Annotated in this window: 22 protein-coding genes; 6 read left to right on the plus strand and 16 right to left on the minus strand. The window is 35.0% G+C overall.

The features are described from left to right. The first annotated feature begins 11 nt into the window (after nt 1–11). From HCW_RS06550 to HCW_RS06575, 5 genes are read left to right on the plus strand one after another with little or no spacing between them, the layout of a single operon-like run. Entirely contained in the window at nt 12–221 is a 210-nt protein-coding gene (locus tag HCW_RS06550) for a hypothetical protein (protein ID WP_014661439.1), read from the plus strand. Next, nucleotides 221–3,049 carry a formate dehydrogenase subunit alpha gene (locus HCW_RS06560; RefSeq protein ID WP_419470986.1) on the plus strand — a complete coding sequence of 943 codons (2,829 nt, stop codon included), beginning with the start codon at nt 221–223 and terminating at the stop codon, nt 3,047–3,049. Before HCW_RS06550 ends, HCW_RS06560 begins: the two co-directional genes overlap by 1 nt. A gap of 43 nt (nt 3,050–3,092) precedes the next feature. After that, the gene (locus HCW_RS06565; RefSeq protein ID WP_014661442.1) at nt 3,093–3,311 is read left to right on the plus strand and encodes a DUF2798 domain-containing protein; all 219 of its coding nucleotides are present in this window, start codon (nt 3,093–3,095) and stop codon (nt 3,309–3,311) included. A gap of 9 nt (nt 3,312–3,320) precedes the next feature. After that, nucleotides 3,321–3,980 carry a formate dehydrogenase FDH3 subunit beta gene (fdh3B, locus tag HCW_RS06570; RefSeq protein ID WP_014661443.1) on the plus strand — a complete coding sequence of 220 codons (660 nt, stop codon included), beginning with the start codon at nt 3,321–3,323 and terminating at the stop codon, nt 3,978–3,980. Nucleotides 3,981–4,000: 20 nt separating this feature from the next. Beyond that, complete coding sequence (locus tag HCW_RS06575) at nt 4,001–4,882, plus strand: formate dehydrogenase subunit gamma (RefSeq protein ID WP_014661444.1); 882 nt, start codon at nt 4,001–4,003, stop codon at nt 4,880–4,882. Nucleotides 4,883–4,918: 36 nt separating this feature from the next. On the opposite strand, the gene HCW_RS06580 is transcribed toward HCW_RS06575, so the two are convergent. From HCW_RS06580 to HCW_RS06650, 16 genes are all read right to left on the minus strand, one after another. Next, entirely contained in the window at nt 4,919–5,548 is a 630-nt protein-coding gene (locus tag HCW_RS06580; RefSeq protein WP_014661445.1) for an adenylate/guanylate cyclase domain-containing protein, read from the minus strand. A gap of 27 nt (nt 5,549–5,575) precedes the next feature. Further along, the gene (locus HCW_RS06585) at nt 5,576–6,010 is read right to left on the minus strand and encodes a Pycsar system effector family protein (RefSeq protein ID WP_014661446.1); all 435 of its coding nucleotides are present in this window, start codon (nt 6,008–6,010) and stop codon (nt 5,576–5,578) included. 4 nt (nt 6,011–6,014) lie between these two features. Continuing rightward, nucleotides 6,015–6,140 carry a hypothetical protein gene (locus tag HCW_RS09885; RefSeq protein WP_269208192.1) on the minus strand — a complete coding sequence of 42 codons (126 nt, stop codon included), beginning with the start codon at nt 6,138–6,140 and terminating at the stop codon, nt 6,015–6,017. Nucleotides 6,141–6,188: 48 nt separating this feature from the next. Next, nucleotides 6,189–11,015, minus strand: coding sequence for a type ISP restriction/modification enzyme (locus HCW_RS06590; protein WP_014661447.1), 4,827 nt, complete (start codon nt 11,013–11,015; stop codon nt 6,189–6,191). A gap of 338 nt (nt 11,016–11,353) precedes the next feature. After that, on the minus strand, nt 11,354–12,421 hold the full coding sequence (locus HCW_RS06595) for a tetratricopeptide repeat protein (RefSeq protein ID WP_014661448.1): 1,068 nt from the start codon (nt 12,419–12,421) through the stop codon (nt 11,354–11,356). A gap of 163 nt (nt 12,422–12,584) precedes the next feature. Beyond that, on the minus strand, nt 12,585–12,920 hold the full coding sequence (locus tag HCW_RS06600) for a c-type cytochrome (protein ID WP_014661449.1): 336 nt from the start codon (nt 12,918–12,920) through the stop codon (nt 12,585–12,587). Further along, nucleotides 12,920–13,840 (minus strand): hydroxymethylbilane synthase, encoded by a 921-nt coding sequence (gene hemC / locus HCW_RS06605; RefSeq protein WP_014661450.1) that lies wholly within the window; start codon nt 13,838–13,840, stop codon nt 12,920–12,922. Before hemC ends, HCW_RS06600 begins: the two co-directional genes overlap by 1 nt. Nucleotides 13,841–13,853: 13 nt before the next feature. Next, nucleotides 13,854–15,587, minus strand: a complete 1,734-nt coding sequence (gene proS / locus HCW_RS06610) for a proline--tRNA ligase (RefSeq protein ID WP_014661451.1) — start codon at nt 15,585–15,587, stop codon at nt 13,854–13,856. A gap of 2 nt (nt 15,588–15,589) precedes the next feature. Next, entirely contained in the window at nt 15,590–16,936 is a 1,347-nt protein-coding gene (hemA, locus tag HCW_RS06615; protein ID WP_014661452.1) for a glutamyl-tRNA reductase, read from the minus strand. Next, a complete protein-coding gene (locus tag HCW_RS06620; protein ID WP_014661453.1) occupies nt 16,937–17,866 on the minus strand; it encodes a polyprenyl synthetase family protein in 930 nt (309 codons plus the stop codon). Nucleotides 17,867–17,879: 13 nt separating this feature from the next. Then, nucleotides 17,880–18,275 (minus strand): hypothetical protein, encoded by a 396-nt coding sequence (locus HCW_RS06625; protein WP_014661454.1) that lies wholly within the window; start codon nt 18,273–18,275, stop codon nt 17,880–17,882. Then, complete coding sequence (locus HCW_RS06630) at nt 18,268–18,552, minus strand: DUF2018 family protein (protein ID WP_014661455.1); 285 nt, start codon at nt 18,550–18,552, stop codon at nt 18,268–18,270. Before HCW_RS06630 ends, HCW_RS06625 begins: the two co-directional genes overlap by 8 nt. 19 nt (nt 18,553–18,571) lie before the next feature. After that, a complete protein-coding gene (gene dps, locus HCW_RS06635) occupies nt 18,572–19,006 on the minus strand; it encodes a DNA starvation/stationary phase protection protein (protein WP_014661456.1) in 435 nt (144 codons plus the stop codon). Nucleotides 19,007–19,123: 117 nt separating this feature from the next. After that, entirely contained in the window at nt 19,124–20,245 is a 1,122-nt protein-coding gene (locus tag HCW_RS06640; RefSeq protein WP_014661457.1) for a sensor histidine kinase, read from the minus strand. Further along, a complete protein-coding gene (locus HCW_RS06645; RefSeq protein ID WP_014661458.1) occupies nt 20,242–20,565 on the minus strand; it encodes a hypothetical protein in 324 nt (107 codons plus the stop codon). The genes HCW_RS06640 and HCW_RS06645 overlap by 4 nt, the downstream gene beginning before the upstream one ends. Next, nucleotides 20,562–21,569: a flagellar basal body P-ring protein FlgI gene (locus HCW_RS06650; RefSeq protein WP_155802315.1), complete on the minus strand. Its 1,008-nt coding sequence runs from the start codon at nt 21,567–21,569 to the stop codon at nt 20,562–20,564. Before HCW_RS06650 ends, HCW_RS06645 begins: the two co-directional genes overlap by 4 nt. Before the next feature lie 323 nt (nt 21,570–21,892). Between HCW_RS06650 and HCW_RS06655 the strand changes: the two genes are divergently transcribed. Then, nucleotides 21,893–23,434 (plus strand): DEAD/DEAH box helicase, encoded by a 1,542-nt coding sequence (locus HCW_RS06655; protein ID WP_014661460.1) that lies wholly within the window; start codon nt 21,893–21,895, stop codon nt 23,432–23,434. Nucleotides 23,435–23,445: the final 11 nt, after the last annotated feature.

Here is a 23,445-nt window from a genome sequence, read left to right on the forward strand (position 1 = left end):
AAGGATAGAGTATGCAAAGACGAAGCGCACTCAAAAAAGCAATCCTTGCTTTAGGTGGCATTGCTTTGGCAAGTGAGAGCTTAAAGGCGGTTATGCCAGAAAAGAAATTCACTAACACTACAAGTGATAGTGATGGCGTGGTTATAGGCAAGAGCAACAAAAAAGAAATTCTTTATCGCAAAACCCAAGCGTGGGAAGATTTCTATAAAGTTGCTTGGTAATGAAAGGAAGTAGTATGGAACAAAGACCAATGAGTAGACGCTCCTTTTTAAAAATGGGAGCTATTGGAGCAGGTGCGAGTGTAAGCCTTGCTTTTGGGGAAAATCAAGTCAAAAAGACTGATAAGATACTAGACCCAAATGCTGGGGTTAAGAGAGTCAAAACCATTTGTAGCATTTGCTCTGCAGGCTGTGGGATTATTGCTGAGGTTAAAGATGGGGTTTGGATACGCCAAGATGTCGCACAAGATCATCCTATTAGTGCAGGAAGTCATTGCTGTAAAGGGGTAGATCAAATAGATTTAGTTAAATCTAAAATGCGTCTTAAATACCCTTTGAAAAAAGAAAATGGCGAATACAAACGCATTAGCTATGAGCAAGCTATTAATGAAATTAGCGAAAAAATGCTTAAAATGAGACAAGAGCATGGCCCAGATAGCATGATGTTTTTAGGAAGTGCCAAATTTAATTCTCAACAAGCCTATTACTTTAGGAAATTTGCGGCCTTTTATGGGACTAATAATATTGACCATGTAGCAAGGATTTGACACAGCACAACAGTCGCCGGTGTGGCGAATACTTGGGGGTATGGTGCGATGACAAATCACTTTGGAGATATTGTAGGGCATTCTAAAGCAATCTTGATGATAGGCTTAAATTCTGCGGTAAGTAATCCTATAGGCTTTAAGCATATTTTACAAGCTAAGGATAGGAATAACGCCAAGCTTATTGTGATTGACCCGGTTTTTACCAAATCTGCGGCTAAGGCAGACATTTATGTGCGTATTCGCTCTGGCACAGATATTGCCTTTATTTATGGCATGTTGCATTTAATCTTTAAGCATGGCTGGGAAGATAAAGAAGTCATTAGAACTCGTGCCTATGGCATAGATGCAATTAAAAAAGAGGCTATGTGCTATAATCCAGAAGTCGTAGAAGATATTACGGGTGTTAAAAAAGAATTGCTCTATCAAGTAACCGAGCTATTTGCTAGAACTAAACCCGCCACGCTTTTATGGGCATTAGGCATTACCCAACATAGCGTAGGTAGCTCTAACACACGCATTTTATCTATTTTGCAACTTGTCCTAGGCAACATGGGCAAAAAAGGTGGGGGTTGTAATATTGTTAGAGGGCATGATAATGTGCAAGGCTCCACGGATATGTGCTGTTTGGCTGATAGTTTGCCCGCTTATTATGGCTTAAGTGAGGCTAGTTGGAAATACTTTGCAAAATGTTGGGGTGTGAGTTATGAATTTTTGCAAAAACGCTTTTTTTCGCCTGAGTGGATGCATAAAAAAGGTTTTTCACTCTCTATGTTTTATCAAGGAATTTTACAAGAGGAAAAAACCTACTCCACTAGCCCTATTAAAGGCTTATGGGTGCAGGGTAATGGCATCTCTAGCCTAGCGCATAACACCGAAATTGCACGAGCGATTGACAAATTAGATTTAATGGTGATTGCTGAACCCTTTTTAAATGAGGCAGCCATTCTAAGTGATAAAAAGGACAATATTTATATTTTACCTATAGCTACTCAGTTTGAAAATGAGGGCATTGTCGTAGCAACTAATCGTTCTGCTCAATGGCGCTCTCAAGTAGTCAAACCCTTATATGAAAGTAAACTTGACCATGAACTCATGTTTTTAATGGCAAAAAAGTTTGGGTTCTATGAAGAATATACTAAAGCTTTGATGTGTGATTTTGATAGTAATGGCGAATTAGTTAAAACTAGAGATTCCTTTGATTTTGCTATAGATGCTTGCAAAGAAATGGCAAGAACGCTTAAAGTGATTGGTTTAGGGGGTTGGACGCCAGAGAGATTAAAAGCCCAACAAGAAAATTGGCACATGTTTGATTACTTGACTTTAGAGGGCAAAGGGTCTATGAAAGGGCAATTCTATGGCTTGCCATGGCCAGCATGGACATCTAAACACCCCGGAACCCCTATTTTATATGATGTGAGTGTGCCAACTAAAGAAGGGGGCATGGGCTTTAGAAACCGCTTTGGACTTGAGCATAATGGGCATGATTTATTAGCAGATAAAAGCGTGAGTATCAAAGGCTCTCATATTAAGGGGGGCTATCCAGAGCTTACTAAGGCCAATATTGAAAAAGTGCTAGGCATTAAGCTAAGCGAGCATGAGAAAAAAATCATGGGGGAAAATTGGAAAGTGGATACGAGCGGGCTGATTCAAAAATATGCTGATGAAAAAGGTGTGTGTGTCTATGGAAATGCTAGAGCTAGAGCGATTGTGTGGCAATTTGATGATAAAATCCCTAAGCATAGAGAACCCTTGCACTCTCCACGCCCTGATTTAGCCAAGAAATACCCCACTTTTAAAGACCAAAAAAATAATTTTAGGGTAGATGTGCGTTATATTAGCGAACAGACCAAGCAAGAGTGGGTAAAAGATTTTCCTATTATTGTTGCTAGTATGCGTTTGGTTAATTTAAGTGGGGCTGGCATGCTAGAGAGAACAAGCAAGTATCTCTCACATATTACACCTGAAATGTTTTGTCATATCCACCCTGATTTAGCCTTAAATCATAGTATTAAAGATGGGGATATGATGTGGATACACTCCCCCCAAGGCACTAAAATTAAAGTTAAAGCCATTCATAGCTATTCAGTAACCGCTGATAGGATTTGTATGCCCTATAGCTTTGCTGGGATTTTACAAGGGGTGGATTTATCTCATCGCTATCCTAAAGGCACGAAGCCTTACACCATTGGTGAAAGCTCAAATACTATTACTAACTATGGCTTTGACCCAGTTACGCAAATTCCGGAATTTAATGCCGGATTATGCAGAATTGAAAAGGCTTAATTTTGGTATTAAAGAATATGTTAGCATTCAAAAGGATTGAAAAATGATACCCACTAAATATAAAGGACTGACTTTTTCCTTTTTGATGTCGTTTTTGATGTGCTTTGTAATGAGTGGGGTTATTACTTTTTTAAATCTTGGCGTTAATGATTTTTTAAGCCATTGGGCTAAAAGCTTTGCAAGTGCCTTTATTGTGGCATTCCCTACAGTTCTTATTGTATTACCTATGGTGCGTAAAATCGTAGATAAAATCGTTAAATAAGGAAGAATTATGGCAAATCTTGTGTATAAAGACGCTCCAAAAACTGAGATAAACTCAAATCGCATGAAATTTTATTGCGATGATAATCGTTGCATTAGTTGCTATGCATGCAGTGTGGCTTGTAGCCATTCTAATGCATTAGAGGTGGGCTTAAATCGCCGTAAAGTCGTTACGCTTTATGAAGGCATTGAGGGCAAGGAAAAATCTATTTCTATTGCATGCCAGCATTGCACAGACGCCCCTTGCGCTCAAGTATGTCCGGTGGATTGCTTTTATATAAGAGTTGATGGCATTGTGTTGCATAATAAAGAAACCTGTATAGGTTGTGGGTATTGCCTATATGCATGCCCTTTTGGTGCGCCGCAATTCCCACGAGATGGAGCGTTTAGTATTAGAGGGGTTATGGATAAATGCACCATGTGTGCGGGAGGCCCAGCAGAAACCAACTCTGAAAAAGAAATGAAACTTTATGGAGTTAATCGCATTGCTAATGGGCAAGTGCCTATGTGTGCAGCCACTTGTGCGACTAACGCTCTTTTGGTTGGTGATGCAAATAGCGTGGCAGAAGTCTATAGAAAAAGAGTGATGACTAAATATGCCAACGCACAAGATTTTAAAACTAAGCTCAAGCACCAACTTGAAGACGCAACTTCATCTACTCGCCCCTAAACCACCAAAAAAGGATTAGCATGAAAAAGATTAAAGCCGCTCTTTTGTTTTTAGGGGGGTTATGCCCCTTTTTAAGTGCTACGCCCCTAGATTCAGAAAGGGTTCTAGGGATTTTAAACTATGGACAAACTCAAACACAACAATTAGGCACAATATGGACTCTTTTGCAAGGGCAATATTTTACATGGCTATATGTAGCGGTATTTTTTGGCGTGATTTTAGGCTTTGTGGCTCATTATTTAGCTATTGGAGCAAAAACCTTTAATCATAACGAAACAAAAATCACTTTTTTTAATCTTTTTAATCGCATTATCCATTGGATTAGCGCTATAGGCTTTATTTTATTAGTGCCAACTGGACTGATTATGATTTGGGGCGATTTTTTTGGCGGTGGGGCGTTTGTTAGGGTGTGTAGAATTTTACACTCTATTGGGTGCGTGATTTTTACCATAGCAGTGTTGCCTATGTTTTTAATGTGGGTTAAGGACATGTTTTTTAAAGTAGCGGATTTACAATGGCTACTCATTATGGGAGGCTATCTCTCTAAAGAAAAGAGAGAGGTGCCGGCTTATAAATTTAATGCCGGACAGAAAATGTGGTTTTGGGTAGCGACCTTAGGGGGCTTAGTAATGATTGCTAGTGGGGCGATTTTGTATTTTAATAACCTTAACTTAAGCTTTCTAGCCTCTAGTTTAGGTATTTATCAAATTTCACTTTTAAGATTAGTGGCACTCATTCATAATTTCTTAGGTTTAGTCATTATAGGGCTATTCATCACGCATTTATACATGTCTCTTTTTGCCATTAAAGGCTCTTTGCATTCTATGATAAATGGCAAAAAAGAAATAGAAGAAGTTAAGATTTTGCATAGTTTGTATTATAAGGAAAAGATTAAGGGGTAGTGAGTGTAATACAACTCTTTTTAAGGTTGTGATACCTTAAATAGATTTGTTTTCCCAATGAATGCCACCATGATAAAAATTGCTTGTTTTTTTAAAAAAACTCTTTTCATATTTACTCAGATTTTCATAAAACCTACTTGAAATTCTCATGTTCCTAAGATTCCCACTCTTCTCGTTACAAAGTTTTGAGGCTATGCTTACAGGACCAAGCCATATTTCCTTATTATCACCACGAACCCCTACTTTTTTAGTATAAATTGTCCCTATGTCAATACCAATGCGAACTTTTATCTCATGCTTATAGTTAAAAAAATGATTGATTGTTACAGCACAATCAAAAGCATCTTTTAAACTATTCTTGCTATCAAAAAGGGCAAATCCCCCATCGCCTTGAAAATCCGTATATTTGGTTTCGTAACGATGAAAAATCCTAATTAAAGTATCCCCATACCAAGCAAAAAATTCCTTTTCTTTTTGAGTAGGATTGATGGCAAATCTAGTGGAATTTTCTAAATCCACAAACACACAAGCCACATTATCAGCCTCTATCCATTCATCTGTTTCTAATCTTATCTTGCTGAGCGGAATTGACTCACAAAACAACATTTTCGGCTTATTACAATATTCTTCAAAACTTTGTAATGTTTCTATAAATTCTAATCCCATTTTTAAACTAACTCCAATAATATAGTCTTAAAATAATGCAAGAATTGTAAAAGACATCACAACAAAAATCAAGAAAAATATAAAACTATATTCAAAATTATTGTGTTTGCAATTGGTAATATTAGATAACACTTGAATTTGATTGGCTAAATCTTTAAGTTGCTTGTCATTGGTTGTTTTGGTGCAATGAGCCTTTTTTTTAATAAGTTCCACTATCTTATCACCACTAATCGTTGCAAGATATTTATAAAAATAAATATTCTCTGAAACTTGATTTTTTACAACAACTTCACGATTATCAGTCTTTGGAAACAATGCCAAAAGAATAAAAACAACCGAAAAAAATAAAAATATCAATGGAATAAAAATCAATATATATTGACAAGTATTTATAATTTTTTCAGAATTTCCCATTAAAAAACGCGCTAATAATCCAAGAACAACCAAGTTGATACTCAACAAAATATTAACTTTTGTTTCTATAAAACTTTAACTGCTCAAAAATATGCTTGTGTATATCCAACATAGAATCATAAGCTACCTTATTATCCTTATCACTTAAATCTTTATCATCTAAACTTTCTTCACCCATTTATTGCCTTATGATTATTTTTAAACCAAATATATCATAAAAAAGTTTTTACTCATAACTCAAACCGCTAATTTTTTCTATTAACTCCACACTTTTAATGCTTAAGGCTATCACTCTTAAAAAAGTTTCAAAAATGTATTTGCCCCCTTTAAAATCATTAGGATTGTCTGTAATAAAATCGCCCTCTTTATTTTTGGCTTTTTTAGAGATTTTAATACTCATATTTTTCATGTAACTTTCTACAACACTATTGCCACAGAGCTTGTATTCAAAAGCCACACTAGGAATATCAGTGATAGTGATATGATTGTTATAAATAACGCACTCTTTAGTGGTTTTATCTATAAATTTCATCTTTTCTACTTCATAAGTTTTAGGGTCATTAACATCGCCTATAATTTCAAAGCTCTCATGCTTTAAAGGGCTTGTTTCGTAGTTTAGGTGCAAGTTGGCTAATTCTTTCCCTAATTCACTAATAATTTTAAAATCTTTGCTTAAGGGGATTTTGGGGTCTTCTTTTTGCAAATAGATTTTATAGGTCTCTTTAAAACCTTTGTGGTGTAAAATGCCATAAGTGTAGTAAAAAATGTCTTCATAGCTGATTGTATTATCATTGTAATGCTCTCTAAACTTATTGAGATAGTCTTTACTAATAGCGTATTCTTGTGTGCCGTTTTCATAAGTATAAAGGGGGTAGGCGGTCATACCACCTGAAATTCCAGATAAATTCATATCTATTATATTATTTAACATAAGAACACTAAATTTAAGTTGAGAGATACAAATAATCTTATTTTCACTTTCTTGTGTAGGAAAAATATTAGAAAATTCTCGTGGTCTATCTATCCATTCTTTTTTAAAATATAAGTAAGTTTTAACAAAAGGGCGGTAAGTTGCCACTCGCACATGTTTATTGTCGTAATTTTCTAATATTTCTTGCCTTACAAAACGCTTTTTTAAATCATCACCCCAACGAACAATACCATTTATAGTAATTTCACTATCTAAAAACTTGTAGTAATCCGCTTTTTTAATGTTGCTAGGGATTTTAGATTTAAAGTTTTCGTAATCAAATCTCGCTAAATCGTTACGATAAGTTTCTAGGCTTGTTTCTATAGTGTTTTGCAAGGTTTTTTGTGAAAAGTTATAAGCCCATTCATCTCGGCTCGTTGCTACTCCCAAAGAATTAAGGGTAAAAAGAGCGTTGGTTGTGTCAGCTGACTTTTTTAAGCACATAAGTGAAGAGTATACCCCCCCCCCCCCCGAATTTCGTTGGTTGAGCCAGTCGTATTGTGCGTTAGGCACAATTTCTGTAAATTCAAGGTTAAAAAGGCTTTTATTTTCTGTTAAAAAGCGTAATTTGTCCTTTTTCTTCAAATTATCGCCGATGTCATAATAATAGAGTTTGTGGGTATTTAGGCTAGGGTTTTTCATGCCTAAAAATAAGCACACTCCGGCTTTAATATCAAAGACATTTTCGCCCTCATTTTGCTTTAAATTTTGCTGTTGGCTTTGTAAATCCCCCCTTAAATCTAGGATATAAAGCTCGTTAAAATCTTCTAAAAGGCGTTTTCTAAAGCCTACCCCTGCCTTACTATCTAAGAAACTGCTATTGACCACAAAACTCACAATGCCCTTATCGCCTATTTTTTGCGTTGCCATAAAAATCGCTTGAATATAGGTGTCTCGTGTGGTATGCCCCTCGTTTTTATTGAACCCACCGGTATAAGCTTTTTTAATCGCTTTTTCTAAATTAGGGTGCTTTAAATTAGCGTTATTTTCATTAACATCGCCTTGTTTAGAACTATAAGGCGGGTTAGAACAAACTATGGTGATATAGTTTTGTGCGACTTTGTCTTTAAGCTTTTTGTTTTCGCTTAGTGGGGTTGGCTCATCTTTAAAATCGGGTAATAAGGTTTTTTGATTTTTCAAATACGCCTCTTCTTCTAAATAATCCAAACTATCGCATAAAATCACATTTTTAAATAAGGGGGCATTTTTATCGTATTCTTGTAAGGTTTGAGTGATTTTTAAAATCGCTGTGTGATAGCTTAAGAGCATGATTTCTTGAGCGTAAAAATCGTTTGCTTTTTCAAAAACGATTTCTTTTTTAAAAAAGGCGTTTTCTTGGCTTAAAAGCCTGCTGATAAACGCTCCAGTGCCTGTGAATGGGTCTAAAATCTTCACTTCTTTGTTTTCAAAACTCAAATTAAAATGCTTTGAGAGTAAAAAGTTTGTGGAATGCAATAAAAAGTCTATGATTTCTAAGGGCGTGAGATTGATGCCATGCTTTTGCTTTTCTTTCTTATAAACGCCATCTATAAAAGCCTCATGCAAAGCATTGAGTAATTTAAGCTTGTTGCTATCACTTTTAGCACTTTTTGCTTGGCGTTCTACTTCTCTATAGTAGTCTTTTAAATCTTTTGTTTCGCCCTCATTAAGACCCTCTTTTTTAAGTTTAGCAATTTGTTCTTCTAAGGCCTTAGAAATAGGCTCATCAAAATGACCTAAAATGCTTTTATAAATGGGGTTTAGGATTAAATGGCTTGCGAGCATATCAAGACTCTCTTTTTTATCAATGTTATGATGAATGTTTTTTCTTAATACTTTTAAAAAGTCTGTGATAATAATGCCATTAGTTTTTCTATCAATATCTCTTAAGCGTTCTTTAATAGGTTCAATTTTAGTGGCTGCCTTTTTGCCAAAGTTTTCCCAATAGAGACTATCGCCGATTTTTTCAGCAATAACTGAATGGAGCTTTTGGGCTAGTCTAAAGCCCTCTTCAAAATTGATTTTTGGTGGCTTAGTTTTAGTTTTTTCGCCACTGCTTGAGCGCTCACTCATTGGTGGGGCGATATAAATGTTATCAGCGATGAACCTGTCATCTATACTTCTTAAGGCTCCTAAAACTTCCCATACCACTCTAAAGCTCGTGCTTTTAACATATTCGTTCAAACTTCTGTTATACTCATTAGAGTAAGCGACCGGTAAAATGATGTAACCATGCGTTTTATTAGGGTTATTCTTATCTAGTCTAATAGCCCTACCAATACTTTGAGCGATGTCAATCTTACTCTCTTTGCTATCAAAAAAGATGACACTATCAAGGCTAGGCACATCTACGCCCTCAGATAGACACCTAGCGTTGCTTAAAATTTTGCAAGTGGTGTTACTATCTGCTTTGTGCGATAACCATTCTAATTTGTGTGCTCTTAAAGTGGCGTTCATCTCGCCATCAATATGGTCTATTTCTAAATCAAAGGGGGCTAAATTAGGGGCATAAAGTTGCTTGTAATATTCTATGAGCTTGCAAGCGTGATTGGTAATCTTTTTGCTGGTGCTTTTAAAAGTGCTAAAGCTTATGGCTTGTTTGCTAGTAGTAGTATCGCCTAAATCAACTAAAGTTGAATTTTGATTGTTAGTAGTGTCTAGAACTTGGATATTGAACCGACTAAGTGCTTTATACATGCCTAGAATTTTAGCCACAAACTCATAATCTATCTCATCTTCAGCTTGGACTTTTTTGTGCGCCTCTTCTTTTAAGTGGTGTTTTTTATTATAAATATTCACTATATCAGCGATTTCTTTGGTGTCTGTCATTAAAACAAGCACTTTATAATCGCACAATCTTTTTTCAGCAATGGCTTGTCCAAACCCATAATAAAAAATCTCTTTGCCAAAGATTTCTTCATTGTCCATGCTTAAAAATTCTATTTCTTGGGGGTCTTTATTCTTTTTGATTTTTGGCACTTTAGGAGTGGCTGTCATATAAAGGCGTTTGTTAGCTTTTAAGAAATCATTATCATGGCATTTGGCAAACACATTATCTTTAGCTTGTTTTTTATCCACGCTTGGCACACTTTTATGCGCCTCATCACATATCATTAATTCAAATGTTAAGCTAGGCTCTAAATTTTGGGCTTTAGAGATGACTTCAATAGATTGATAAGTGCTAAAGACAATCAAACGCTCATTAGGTTTTTTATGTTTAAAAGCTTTGATTAAATCTTGTGGGTTTGTGCTAGCTTTATTTAAAATGTAGCCATCAAGCATTTCATCAGCATCTTTTTTATCCTTGCTTACTTTACCCACATCTTCATCACTACAAATAAGCGCATAGGAACAAGAAGTGTTTTTAGCCCTATTGGCTCTAAACTCTCTAAAAGTTTGCCCTACTAGCATAATACTTGGGGCTAGAAAAAGAATGTTGGAATTATTTGGGGTTAATTGCTCTATGATTTGCAAGCTTGTATAAGTCTTGCCTGTCCCGCATGCCATAATAAGCTTGCCCCTTGTCTCATTATGAATATAATAATGCTCTTTAACTTTGTTAATTGCCTCTATTTGATAAGGGTGCAAGGTTTTTGAATTTTCTTTAATGGCATGGTTTTTGACTAAATATTGATAATCAATATCTAATTTTTTGATTTGGTCTCTATCAATCACTTCTATAGGAATATGATTCATCTTTTGAATATTATTGAGCTGTTGTTGCACGGGTTCTGTAATACCATTTGTGGCGATTAATATCCCCTCTTTAAAACGGATTTTTTTATTGCTAGGGCTTTCAAAACCACTTTGTAAAAGCGTGAAAAAATTAGTAATATTGCTCTCTAATTTAATAGGGTTTTTGTGGTATTTGCACTGCACGCCTATATATTCGTTATTTTTGGTTGTAATGACTATATCTATGCCACAATCTTTGCCATTCTTTTCTTTAAAATTATCCCATAAATCAATGCTTACAAAATCTCTACTATCTTTGCTAGATAATTTAGTCAAAAAATATTTAGATAAAATCTCAAATAAAGTGCCTTTGATGACATTATCGGTTTGTGGTTTTAAAAATTGCTCTTCAAATTCTAAGAAAGTCATTAGCTATTTCCCTTAATCTATGATAATAGTAAATTATACCATTCAAAATCTTTCTAGCAAATAATTGCCTTTATATCAAAATTATCTTATTTCATGTATAAATTTTAATAAAAAATTATTTACCATAAAAAATTAAAATAATTCATATAGAAAGTCTTAAACTTTTAACAAGATATAAAGTTATAGAAATGGATACATTTTTTAAAAAATTTAATAGACATCATTCCAAATAAAAAGATTTTTGAGGCTTTTTGAAAATTGCTTAAAAAAAATTAATAAAAATCCTACCAAAAATACCAACCCCAAAAAGGGCAGAAAAAAGTTTTATCTAAAAGGTTTTAAAAACCTTTAAGTCTTGAGGCATTATCACATGCTTGTTTCATACCAAGCCTGCAACCTTTATCATAGATTCTTATAGCGTTATCGTTGTCCTTATTGTTATAATAGATTCCAGCTAGAGCAAAGCACCCTCTATCATCGCCCATATCACAACCCCTCTCGTAATTGTCCAAAGCTTTTCTCATATCCTTGCCTACCGCATCACCTTGAGCATACATATAACCTACCCTAGAACAACTGACTCCACTTCCCATTTCGCAAGCTTTTTGAAAATATTCTAAAGCAGTATGGTAGTTTTTCTTAATATATTCGCCTTGCATATACATAACCCCCAAGCTTGCACAACCCTCACGACTATTCAATTCGCAAGCCCTTTTTAAATATTCATGCGCTTGCTCTAAATCTTGGAATACCCCCTCGCCGTATTTAAACATAATGCCTATTGAATGGCAAGCATCGCCACTTTTCAAATCGCATGCTTTTCTATAGAAAATCACTGATTGCAAATAACTCTTTTTAACTTTTAGCCCCTCTTCATAAATAGTGCCTAAGATATAGCACCCTTCGCCCACTCCCATAATACAGCTTTTTCTATAAAAGACAATCGCCTCGTTGTAATTCCCAAGCACTCTTCTATCATAGATAATCCCTATATTAAAGCATGCTCTAGGGTCTTTTAAGGTGCAAGCCTTACGATAAAAATTGATAGCTTTTTGATAATCTTGCTTGACTCCAAGCCCCTCATCATAGAGTCCGCCTAAACCAGAGCAACCCTCCTTGCTATTCATCTCACATGCTTTTTCATAAAAATTGAATGCTTTTTTATAATCTGGTCTAGTGCCTTGACCATTTTCATAGATAACCCCCAAGTGCGCACAAGCATCACTTACGCCATCATTACAAGCTTTTTTAAAATTAGTCGTAGCTTTCCAATAATCGCCATTCTCATAGGCTTTATTGCCTTTTTCTAAATTGCTATTTTCAACAGCCATGGCAAAATGCACCCAAAGGCTACTTAACAGCAATGCTTTAGCTACTGCCTTTAAAACTCTAAGATTCCATTTCATTTTTAACCTTTTTTGATAAAACCTATTTAGCCCTAATTCTAATCCCTTATCTTAGAAAATAAAGCAATCTAACTTGGTATTCTAACATATAAATTTAAATATTAACCGCAACATCTAGGGCAATATTTTAAAATAAAAAACATTAAGAATATTATTTTATTATCTAATGGGTTTTAGAAGTGATGTAAAGATAAATCGCTTGCACTTCTTCTAAATTGAGATTGTATTTAGGCATCATACCCTTACCCAAACTCAAAGCGTCTTTAAAAGTTTTAAAATCCAAGTCATTGATTTTAGGGGCATAGAGGGCTTTCTCGCTATCTTTTTCATAATAAGAAGTGATTTTTTGCCCCTCCCCCTTAATGCCATGACATTTTACACAAGTAATACCCCTAGGGTTTTTATAAAGGGCTAATCCGTATTCAAAATCTGAGATAAAGTCGTTCTCTTTAGCATTTAAGCTTAACAGAGTTATTGCTAACATGATAACAAAACGCATTAAAATAATTGAGCCTTGTCTAAAATCTCTCTAGCCCCACTAGCTATAAACTCTTCTAAAAGCTCTTCAACCAATAAAAACGCTCTAACTTTTTTCCCTTGTTTTTCTTTAGAAATGACTTGCTCTCCATTAGGTAAGCCCAAAATCGCTTGGATTTTGACTTCATCATTAATGATGCTTGCATGCACACCTATAGGAATTTGACACCCCCCATCAAGGGCTTTGACAAACTCTCTTTCTAAATTACAGCAAAACGCACTTTCTTCATCATTGAGTTTTTGAAGGGTTGAAAAATGCTTGTGGCTTTTTAGCATTTCTACCCCTAACGCCCCCTGTCCCATGCTAGGAATCATTTCATCAACGCTAAAAGCTTTGCGATATTTTGCTCCTTTAATTTCTAAGCGTTGCAACCCTGCCTCAGCTAAAATGATAGCATCAAACGCACCTAGTTCAAGCTTTTTTAAACGGGTTTGGACATTCCCCCTTAAGCTCTCTGTGTCTAAATCTTTGCGTTTAAATTTGAGTTGCATGGAGCGTCTTAAAGAAGTGGTGCCAACTTTTGCCCCCTTAGGCAAGCTCATTAAATCAGAGTATTTAATACTTAAAAAAGTGTCTCTCACATCAGCTCTTTTAGTGATACACGCCAAGTCTAATTCGTTTTCAAACACTACCGGCACATCTTTTAAAGAATGCACGGCTAAATCAATTTCCCCACTTAATAGCAATTCTTCTAATTCCTTAGTAAATAACCCCTTACCCCCAATCTTATTCAAAGGCGTGTCTAAAATCTTATCACCCTTAGTTTTGATTATTTTAATCTCGCTTTCTATAGAGCATTCTGTTTTTAGGCGTTGTTTAATGTAATTCGCTTGCCATAAAGCAAGTTCGCTCCCCCTAGAGCCAATCAATAATTTTTCCATTTTATTAACCCCCCTACTCACTCTCTAGCATTTCTAAAATTCTAACTTCTAATTCAGTGTCTTTAAGCATTTGTTTTTCTAAATTAGAGCGTTTGATACACTCAAATTCTTTACTCTCTAAAGTTTGCTTCCCAATAATAAGAGCGAATCGCTCCCCAATAAGCTCAAAATCTCTCATTTTTGCCCCAAAACGCACATCTCTATCGTCTAATAAAACATCAACACCTTTTTTAAGCAATCTTTCATATACTTCAAAAGCGAGCTGTTGTTGAGACTCATCTTTCACATTAGAAACCACGATAACCACATCAAAGGGGGCGGTATTTTTTGTCCATACACAACCTAAATTATCGCTCTTTTGCTCTAAAATCGCACTAAGCAACCTACTAATGCCTATCCCATAACAACCCATTTCAAAAAATTGCTCTTTGCCATTTTTATCCAAGAAACTTGCTTTCAAGCTTTTAGCATAGCCTTGCCCAAGTTTGAAAATATGCCCCACTTCCAAACTCTTATGATACTTCAATGCCCCCTTACAACAAGGGCAATTATCACTCTCTTTGACTTGGATAATATCTCTATAAACAAGGTTTTCAAACTCTTCTAAATTCACACCCACTACATGAAAATCTTTTTCATTAGCCCCAGCAATTAAGCAATCACAATCTTTTAAATCTTCATCAAAAACAATATAAGAAACATGCTTTTTCAAACCATAAGGCCCTACAAAGCCAGCTACTAGCCCAGCTTTTTCTAAATCATCCTTACTCGCATCGACTAATTCTAAAGCATTTGCTCCTAAAGCATTCAAAGCGTTTAGGGCTTTTGTCTCTTCTAAATTGTCATCGCCCCTAGTAAAAAAACACGCTAAAGTTTCTTTGTCTTTATGAATGACCTTTTTAACAACCGCTTTTAACACAAAATAAGGCTCTATTTTAAAGAACTCTGCAACACTTTGAATGCTTGTAACATTAGGGGTAGGAAACTTAGCGAAATTTGCTTTTGGCACATTCAAAGGCTCTAATCTTTTGGAGCGTTTAGCGATTTCAATATTAGCTGCATAATCGCAATTTTGACACACCACAATCGTGTCTTCCCCACATTCTGTAAGAACAACAAATTCCCTACTTTTATTCCCCCCAATCGCCCCACTATCAGCTTCTACAATGCGAAAATCTAACCCCAAATCACTTAAAATTTCTTTATAAGCACTTTCTGTGTTTAAAAACTCTTTATCCAAGCTCTCAATATTTTCATGAAAGCTATAGCCGTCTTTCATAATAAATTCTCTCGCTCTCACAAGCCCAAAGCGTGGGCGGATTTCATCACGAAATTTAGTGTGGATTTGATAGAGATGGATAGGTAATTGCTTGTAGCTTTTTAAATAAGTGCCAGCAATTTGGGTGATATTCTCTTCTAAAGTAGGGCTTAAAACAAAATCATTGTCTTTTCTGTCTTTAAAAATTAGTAGTTCTTTACCATATTTATCCAAACGCCCTGATTTTTCCCATAAACTCGCCGGAACCACAAAACTCATCAATAATTCTTGCGCCCCATGCTCTTGCATGCGCTTATGCGTGATTTTTTCTATTTTATTGATAACCTTTTTAGCTAAAGGCAAAAGATTATAAACACCACTTCCAATTTGATGGATATACCCTGCTTGGGCTAAGTGCTTATGGCTTTTTAACACAGCGTCTTTAGGGGGTTCTTTGAGGGTTGGAGCAAATAATTTTGAAAATAACATTCTTATTCCTTATAGTAATCGCATTTGTAAAGATTTAAATTTTTGGCACTTTCTGCTTTATCTAAGTTAAACAAGCTTTTAATCGTGCCTACAAGCACATCAGATTCTTCTTTGTGAGCGTTCTTTTTTAAAGTGATTGTAGGATTATGCAAAAAAGTATTGAAAGCATTATGCAAAATCTTTTCAATATTATTCTCATATTCTTTAGGCACATAGCGTTTTTTAATGGCTTTTTGCAATTCCTTTTGAGCTGAAATTCTAGCTAACTCTCTTAATTCTTTGATTAAAGGTTCTACTTCAAGACTTTGAATCCATTGATAAAATTCCATAGTAGAAAGCCCTATGATTTCATAAGCCTTGTAGCTACTCTCACGCCTATTTTCTACATTTTCTCTAACCATTGGTTCTAAATCATCTACGCTATACAAAAAGATATTATCCAATATAGGTTTTTCAATATCTCTTGGCACAGCCAAATCAAACCAAAAACGCCTAAAAGGCGTTTCTTCTAGCATTGAATTTTGCACCACATAAGTAGGCGAAGAAGTCGCCGAAAATAGAAGGGCATATTCGTTGATACAAGTTTTTAAATGTTCTATTGTTTTAAATTCTACTTTACTAGGCTCTTCTAGCTCTTCTAAAAAATGCTTGAATTTATCAATATTGCGCCCTAAAACTAAAATTTCAAACTTCTTGGCTAAAAGGTGCTTAATAACTAACTTAGAAGTCTCTCCAAGCCCTATAACAAGAGCTTTTTTAGGTATGATTTGCTCTTTTTCAAAAATAGTGTTTGCCTCTTTTACAGCGATTGAAGAAACAGAAATACTTTGCTTAGAAATACAAGTTGCATTCCTTACTTTAGCCGCACATTTAAAGGCAAAATGCAATAATCGTGTGAGATTCTTAGCACAAAACCCCTCTTCAAAGGCGAATTTATAGGCATTTTTCATTTGCCCTGTAATTTGGGTTTCTCCAACAACCATACTATCCAAACTACTACACACACAAAATACATGATGAACGGCACTTTCATTCACATGAAATAAAGCGCACTTATCCAAACTAGCAACACTTAAACCCTTAAGACTTGATAATATTTTTAAAAGAGCTATTTTTAACTCATTAGTGCTTTGGTGATTAAAAGCGCTTGCATAAATTTCAAAGCGATTGCAAGTAGATAACACCATGCATTCTTTAATACTTGGACAAGTGTCTTTAATGCTTTGTAAAAAATCTTTTAAGGCTTTTGGCGAGCTAAAGGCTAATTTTTCACGCATTTCTATACTCATGTTTTTATGCGTAAAAGCTAGAACAAGATAACAAAAAGAATGCGTTACTGAATCTAGCATTTAAAAAACCCTTTGAGTAACATTGTGTGCCAATTCTTCTAAAATCGCATTATTCTCGCCTTCAATAGCTTTTAGGGCTTTTTTAGAATAAGTTTTAGCCACTTCAAGAGTTTGTTCTACAATCTTATATTGTGCAAACTTTTTTTTAGTCCATTCTATGACTTCTTGTTTATCGCTTTTAAAATACGAAATCAAAAGTTTGCGTTCATTTTCTGCTAATTTATCATATAAAAGCAAGTAAGGTAGCGTGGTTTTCCCCTCTTTAAAATCATTAAAATTGGGCTTACCTAAGGTTTGAGCGTCTTGGGTTACATCTAACAAATCATCTATAATTTGAAATGCCATGCCAAAATTTAGCCCAAAGCTCGCATAAACCTCTCTATTCTTACCAAGTAGAATAGCCACACTCTCTAGGCTTGCTTGCATAAAAGAGGCGGTTTTATCCTCTAAAATACGCCAATATTTTTCTTTTTCTGTATTAAAACTCTCACTTATAACCACATCTTCAATTTCGCCTCTTGAGAGTCTCAAAACCGCATTTGAAAGGATTTGCGCAATAACTTCGCCCATTTTAGATAATTCAAAAAAGGCTTTAGAATAAAACACATCGCCAAGCATAATGGCGTTTTTATTGCCAAAAAGAGCGTTAATGCTAGGGAGCTTTCGGCGTGTTGTTGCCTCATCAATCACATCATCATGCAATAAAGAGGCGGTTTGTATCATCTCTACAATAGCGCATAAATTAAGCGTTTTTTCCCATTTTTCAGCACTTATCTTTTCATCTAATAAAGCCAACATGAGCTTTGAGCGCAACATTTTCCCAAAACCAATTTTAGAAAATAGTTCTTCAATGGGCGGACTTTTTAAATCTTTAACCCAACAAGCAACTTTTTCTTGGACTACATTTAACGCCCTTTCTTTATCTAGCATATATAATTTTTCCTTATTGAGCAGTTTCAAGGGAAAGATTTTTAGACGCTAAAAGCCTTAAAGTAGCTTTATTGTCTTTAAAGTCTTTAAATACGACTGACAAATGGCTATTATGCGCAAAGCTCTCTTGAGAGACTGCAATATTATAAGTATTTCTTGAATAATCCGCATATAAAATAAATTGATGAGGAAAATTATTAAAACGCATGGTTACTACTAAACCCTTATTTTCATATAAAGTCCAATATAATGCTAACTTTTTTGAGGGTGCTTGAGCAGAGGTATCTTGGATAGCCCCAATAAAAACTTCATCTTTTTTCAATTCCAAAGTTTGATCTATCCCATAGTCAAGCGCAAATGCCCTTAGGGCAAAAACAAGCACAAAAATACAGCCAATAATTTTATTCATTCTCGCTAAGAATGTTTGCCATAGACTGGATAGCAATATCATTTTGCTTGGTTTCTACTTTTTGTTGAATGCCCTCATTACTTGTCAAAGTATTAGCAAAAAATCTAAATTTCTCTTCTAAATTCTCTTCTTCTATAAAAGTCTCTAAAAGAGCTAAAAGCTCTAAAAGCCTCTCTAGCTCTTTTTTAGAAAGTTTTTTACTAGCGTTAAAAAGAATATCATTCCATTTGTCTAAAGGACTTCCTTCAAAAATTTCAAGGTTAGAATAATCTTTCATCGCTTTATTACCCACTCTTTTAGCCTAAATGCGCCTTAAGCATCCAAATAGACTTTTCTAATTTAGCCAATTTTTCATCAGCATAAGCAATAGTTACTTTATCATTCTCTTTTTCAGCTACTTCTGAAAGTTTTTTAAACTCTTTTAATAAATGCTCGTAGTCTTTTAAAATATCTTCAAAAATTTCTTTAGAATGAAAACTTGTTTTAGTCTCTTCTTTCACATGCGCTAATTTAAGAGCTTCAGTTAGAGTAACTACAGGGTGATGCCCTAGTTGCACAATTCTTTCAGCTACATCATCAAACATTTCGGCAAATTCCTCATAAATCTCTTCAGTAGCCTTATGCACATGGAAAAAATCATGCCCTTTAACATTCCAATGAAAGTTATGCACTTTCATAAATAATACAATAGAGTCTGCTTGTAAGTGTTTCAAAATTTCAATTGTTTTCATTTGGTAATCCTTTTATAATCTATTAAATCTCTTATACATGTCGCATAAAAGACCTTAAGCATTATCCTACAAAAAAAGAGTTAATAGAATGTTTTTTATTGTTATAAACTCTCAAAATTAAAAAGAATTGGCAATTTTAATCTCAAAAGTTTTACTAGCACTCTCTAAAAGCGTGATACTTCCCTCATGGGCTTTAACCACTTGCAAAGAAAGGGCTAATCCCAATCCATTCCCTTTAAGCTTAGTTGTTTCAAAAGGCTCAAACAAGGCGTTTTTATTCTCTACTTCCTTGCCATCATCAGTGATTCTAAACACTATAAAATCATTTTGAATAGATGCTGTGATTTTAACTTCCCCTTGTTCGCTCTCTTCTAAAGCCTCAATCGCATCAATAGCGTTGTATAGGAAATTTTGTAACACAATCCCCATTAAATCCGTGTCAAAAACCCCCTCTTCTTCGCTAAAGTCCAAGATAAAATCAATTTCTTTAGAATAGGTATAGCAACTTAAAGCCTCTTTTAAATCATTTTCAAGCACTTTTAAACTTTGCTTGGTGCGATTAGCTTGAATACCTTTAGAAAAAAGTAAGGTTGCTTTAATAATCCTTTCTACACGCCATAAAGCTTTTTGTAATTCTAAAACAATGGGCTTAGTTTTTTCATTAGCATGTTTTAATAACACTGAGGCTAAAAGCGAGATAGAACCTACAGGGTTTCTAATTTCATGGGCTAAATGAGCAGAGATTTTTCCCATAGATGCGAGACGCTCTTGGCGTTTTTGCATAGTAATATCAGTAGCAGTAATAATTTGCTTGCTTTGAATGCTATTTTGCTGGAACAAATAGCTTTTAGTCTCATGCTCTACTTCAGTATTAAACCCCTCTAATTTAGCTTTATTAAAAATTTCATCGTTTTGACTTGCCAAAGAGTTTTTATAAAAAAAGCTCCCATTTTCATTCACTACCCAAATAGCTTGGGGCAAAATCTCTATGACCCACTCATAAAGAGCTTTGTAATCTTTAAACTCTTTTTCTACTTTATAGCTTTGCAAGATAAATTCATTTAAAAGCGCTAGTAACTCTTGCATATCCTTTTTACCCGAAAAGCTTTCTAGCAAGTTTTCTTCATTATCCTTGCTTTTAAAGCTCTCCAAAAAGATAGCATTATCCTCTAATTTATTAGGCAATAAGCTTTTTAATGAAGGTTTTAAATGGCGCTTAAAGCGCTTAGGTTTTTTCATGATTTTTGTTTTTCTTGCTCTTTTAAGAAATTAAATAACATTTCACTATAACCAAAATTACCACTCAATTCTTTAGCTAATGAATCCTTATACATGGAAGTGTAAATGTCTGCACCCGGTGCTTTAGGATATAAAGGATTATCCATTTTCATAGCTGTATCAAGCATAAATTTTAATAATAATGCCTCAAAAGAATCCGTTTGCTCTTTCAATAACTTGTCATCTTTAGCGCCATTTTTTGCTAAAGCATTTAATTTTTCTTGACTGGCTAATTTTCCTATTGCATATTGTTCTAACATCGCTTTGTTATTATTTATCACATAACCTCCATTTCCACACTGATTGCACCACTTTTTTTCATAGCCTCTAAGATTGAAATGATTCCCTTAGAACTCACGCCAATTTTTTGCAATGCCTTAACCACGCTTGCAATCGTAATTTTCCCCCCATTAGAACTAAGGGTGTTTTTCTTGGTATCTAAGGACATATTATTATCTAAATCTTGTGTATTTTTAGAATCTTCTAGGGGGTCTTTGGTGATTTTAAGCGTAATATCATTGCTTGTAACTACTATAGGATGCACCACAACATCTACCCCAGAAACAATAGTTCCAGACTTTTCATCTACAATAATCTTATTATTAGAGCTATAAGAAATAGGTGTTTCTTGCACCAAGGCTAAAAACTCCACCATAGAAAAACGCTCAGGGCGCACAAGTTTAATGGTTTTTGGGTCTAATGCTTTGGCTACACCCTTACCAAACACTTGATTTAAGGTATTTTGCACTTGAATAGCATTTTTAAAATTAGGGCTTTTTAAACTCAATGTCATAGCATTTTTATGGTATAAGTCATAAGAAACTTCTCTTTCAATAGTAGCTCCATTGATAATGGTTGCCGAAAGCAAATTATTAGAATTTCCTAAAGTAATAGCCCCTTGGGCGAGAGCATAAATATTTCCATCTACTGCATTTAAAGGGGTCATCACTAAAGTCCCCCCTTGAATAGACTTCGCATCTCCAATAGAAGAAATCTTAATATCAATCTTATCACCTTGTCTTGCAAAGGGAGGTAAAGATGCTGTAATCATCACCGCAGCGACATTCTTAGACTTAATATCATCAGCAGAAATTTTGACATTCACGCTTTCTAGCATGTTTGAAACCGATTGCATGGTGAATTTTGAGCCTGACTTATCCCCTGTGCCATTTAAGCCAATCACAAGCCCATAGCCAATAAGCTGGTTATCTCTAATCCCAACAATACTAGCTATATCGCCAATTTTTTCGGCTAATAGCCCTTGTAATGCCAATAGCCCTATCATTAAAATTTTATTGCAACGCTTCAAAAAAAGCACCCTATAACACCTTAAATATCTCTAATTTTTGATAGTGATTTTAACACAACTTGACTTAAAGCTAAGAATAATCATTTAATCCCTAAGCTAGAGAGCCTTTAGCATAATAACTCTGTAATTTTATGTTATACTTTCAAGCATTAGAACTAGATGAAAATTTGATATTTTCTAAATATTCAACAAATAGATAATATCCATTAAATATTTAAGTCTTAAAAACGCATTCTTACCAAAATGCCATAACCTAGTTTTATTAAGATTAACAACATATACGAGGTAATAAACCCCCCATGACACATAACACTAATACAACTAAGCACACTCAAGACTATTCCAAAGAAACTGAGTTGTTTGATGAGCTCCCCACCGAATTAGATGATGACAACGACAATAACAAAAAACCAAGTTTTAATGATTTAGGCTTAAAAGCCCAAGTATTAAAATCAATTCAAGAGGCAGGTTTTACTTCTCCAAGTCCCATTCAAGAAAAGGCCATTCCAGCTGTCTTGCAAGGTAGAGATGTAGTTGCACAAGCCCAAACCGGCACGGGAAAAACCGCTGCTTTTGCTCTCCCCATCATCAATAACCTTAAAAACAATCACACCATAGAGGCCTTAATCATCACACCTACTAGAGAACTAGCTATGCAAATTAGTGATGAGATTTTTAAATTAGGCAAGCACACTCGCACCAAAACCGTGTGCGTCTATGGCGGTCAAAGCATTAAAAGACAATGCGAATTTATTGAAAAAAACCCTCAAGTGATGATTGCAACCCCCGGAAGATTATTAGACCATTTAAAAAATGAGCGCATTTCACGCTTTGTGCCAAGAGTGGTTGTCTTAGATGAAAGCGATGAAATGCTAGATATGGGCTTTTTAGATGATATTGAAGAAATTTTTGACTATCTTCCCAGCGAGGCTCAAATTTTGCTCTTTTCAGCTACTATGCCAGAGCCGATTAAAAAACTCGCTGATAAGATTTTAGAAAATCCTATTAAAATCCATATTGCCCCCTCAAATATCACTAACACAGATATTTCGCAACGCTTTTATGTGATTAATGAGCATGAGAGATCTGAGGCTATCATGCGCCTTTTAGACACGCAATCTCTAGCTAAAAGCATTATTTTCACACGCACCAAAAAAGAGGCTAATGAACTCAATCAAATCCTTAATGCCAAAAATTATAAATGCACCGCTTTACATGGGGATATGGAGCAAAGAGAACGCCGAGCCTCTATTATGGCATTCAAAAAGAATGAAGTAGATGTTTTAGTGGCCACTGATGTAGCAAGTCGTGGGTTAGATATTAGTGATGTAAGCCATGTGTTTAACTACCATTTGCCCCTTAATACTGAAAGCTATATCCATCGCATTGGAAGAACCGGAAGAGCAGGGAAAAAGGGGGTTGCTATCACTCTAGTAACCCCCCTAGAGTATAAAGAGCTTTTACGCATGCAAAAAGATATTGGCTCAAAAATTGAGCTTTTTGAAATCCCCTCAATGGACGAAAACCAGATTGTCAAAACCTTGCAAAACGCTAAAGTTTCTGAAGGAATTGTAAGCCTTTATGAGCAACTTAAAGAAGAGTTTGAACCCTCTCAACTCATTTTAAAGCTTTTAAGCTTACAATTTGAAACTAACAAAATTGGGCTTAACCAACAAGAACTCCATGCCATTCAAAATCCTAAAGAATCAAGAGAGAGAAAAGAAAATAAACAGCATAATAAGCACCGCTCTAAAGGGCATAGCCCAAAAAGAGGCTATTCTAAGGATAAGCACCATAAAAAGTCTAATCGTAACCACTCTAAAAACCATAGGCGCCCCTAGCCTATGGAATT

It is taken from the genome of Helicobacter cetorum MIT 00-7128, assembly GCF_000259255.1.
Taxonomy (GTDB): Bacteria; Campylobacterota; Campylobacteria; order Campylobacterales; family Helicobacteraceae; genus Helicobacter; species Helicobacter cetorum_B.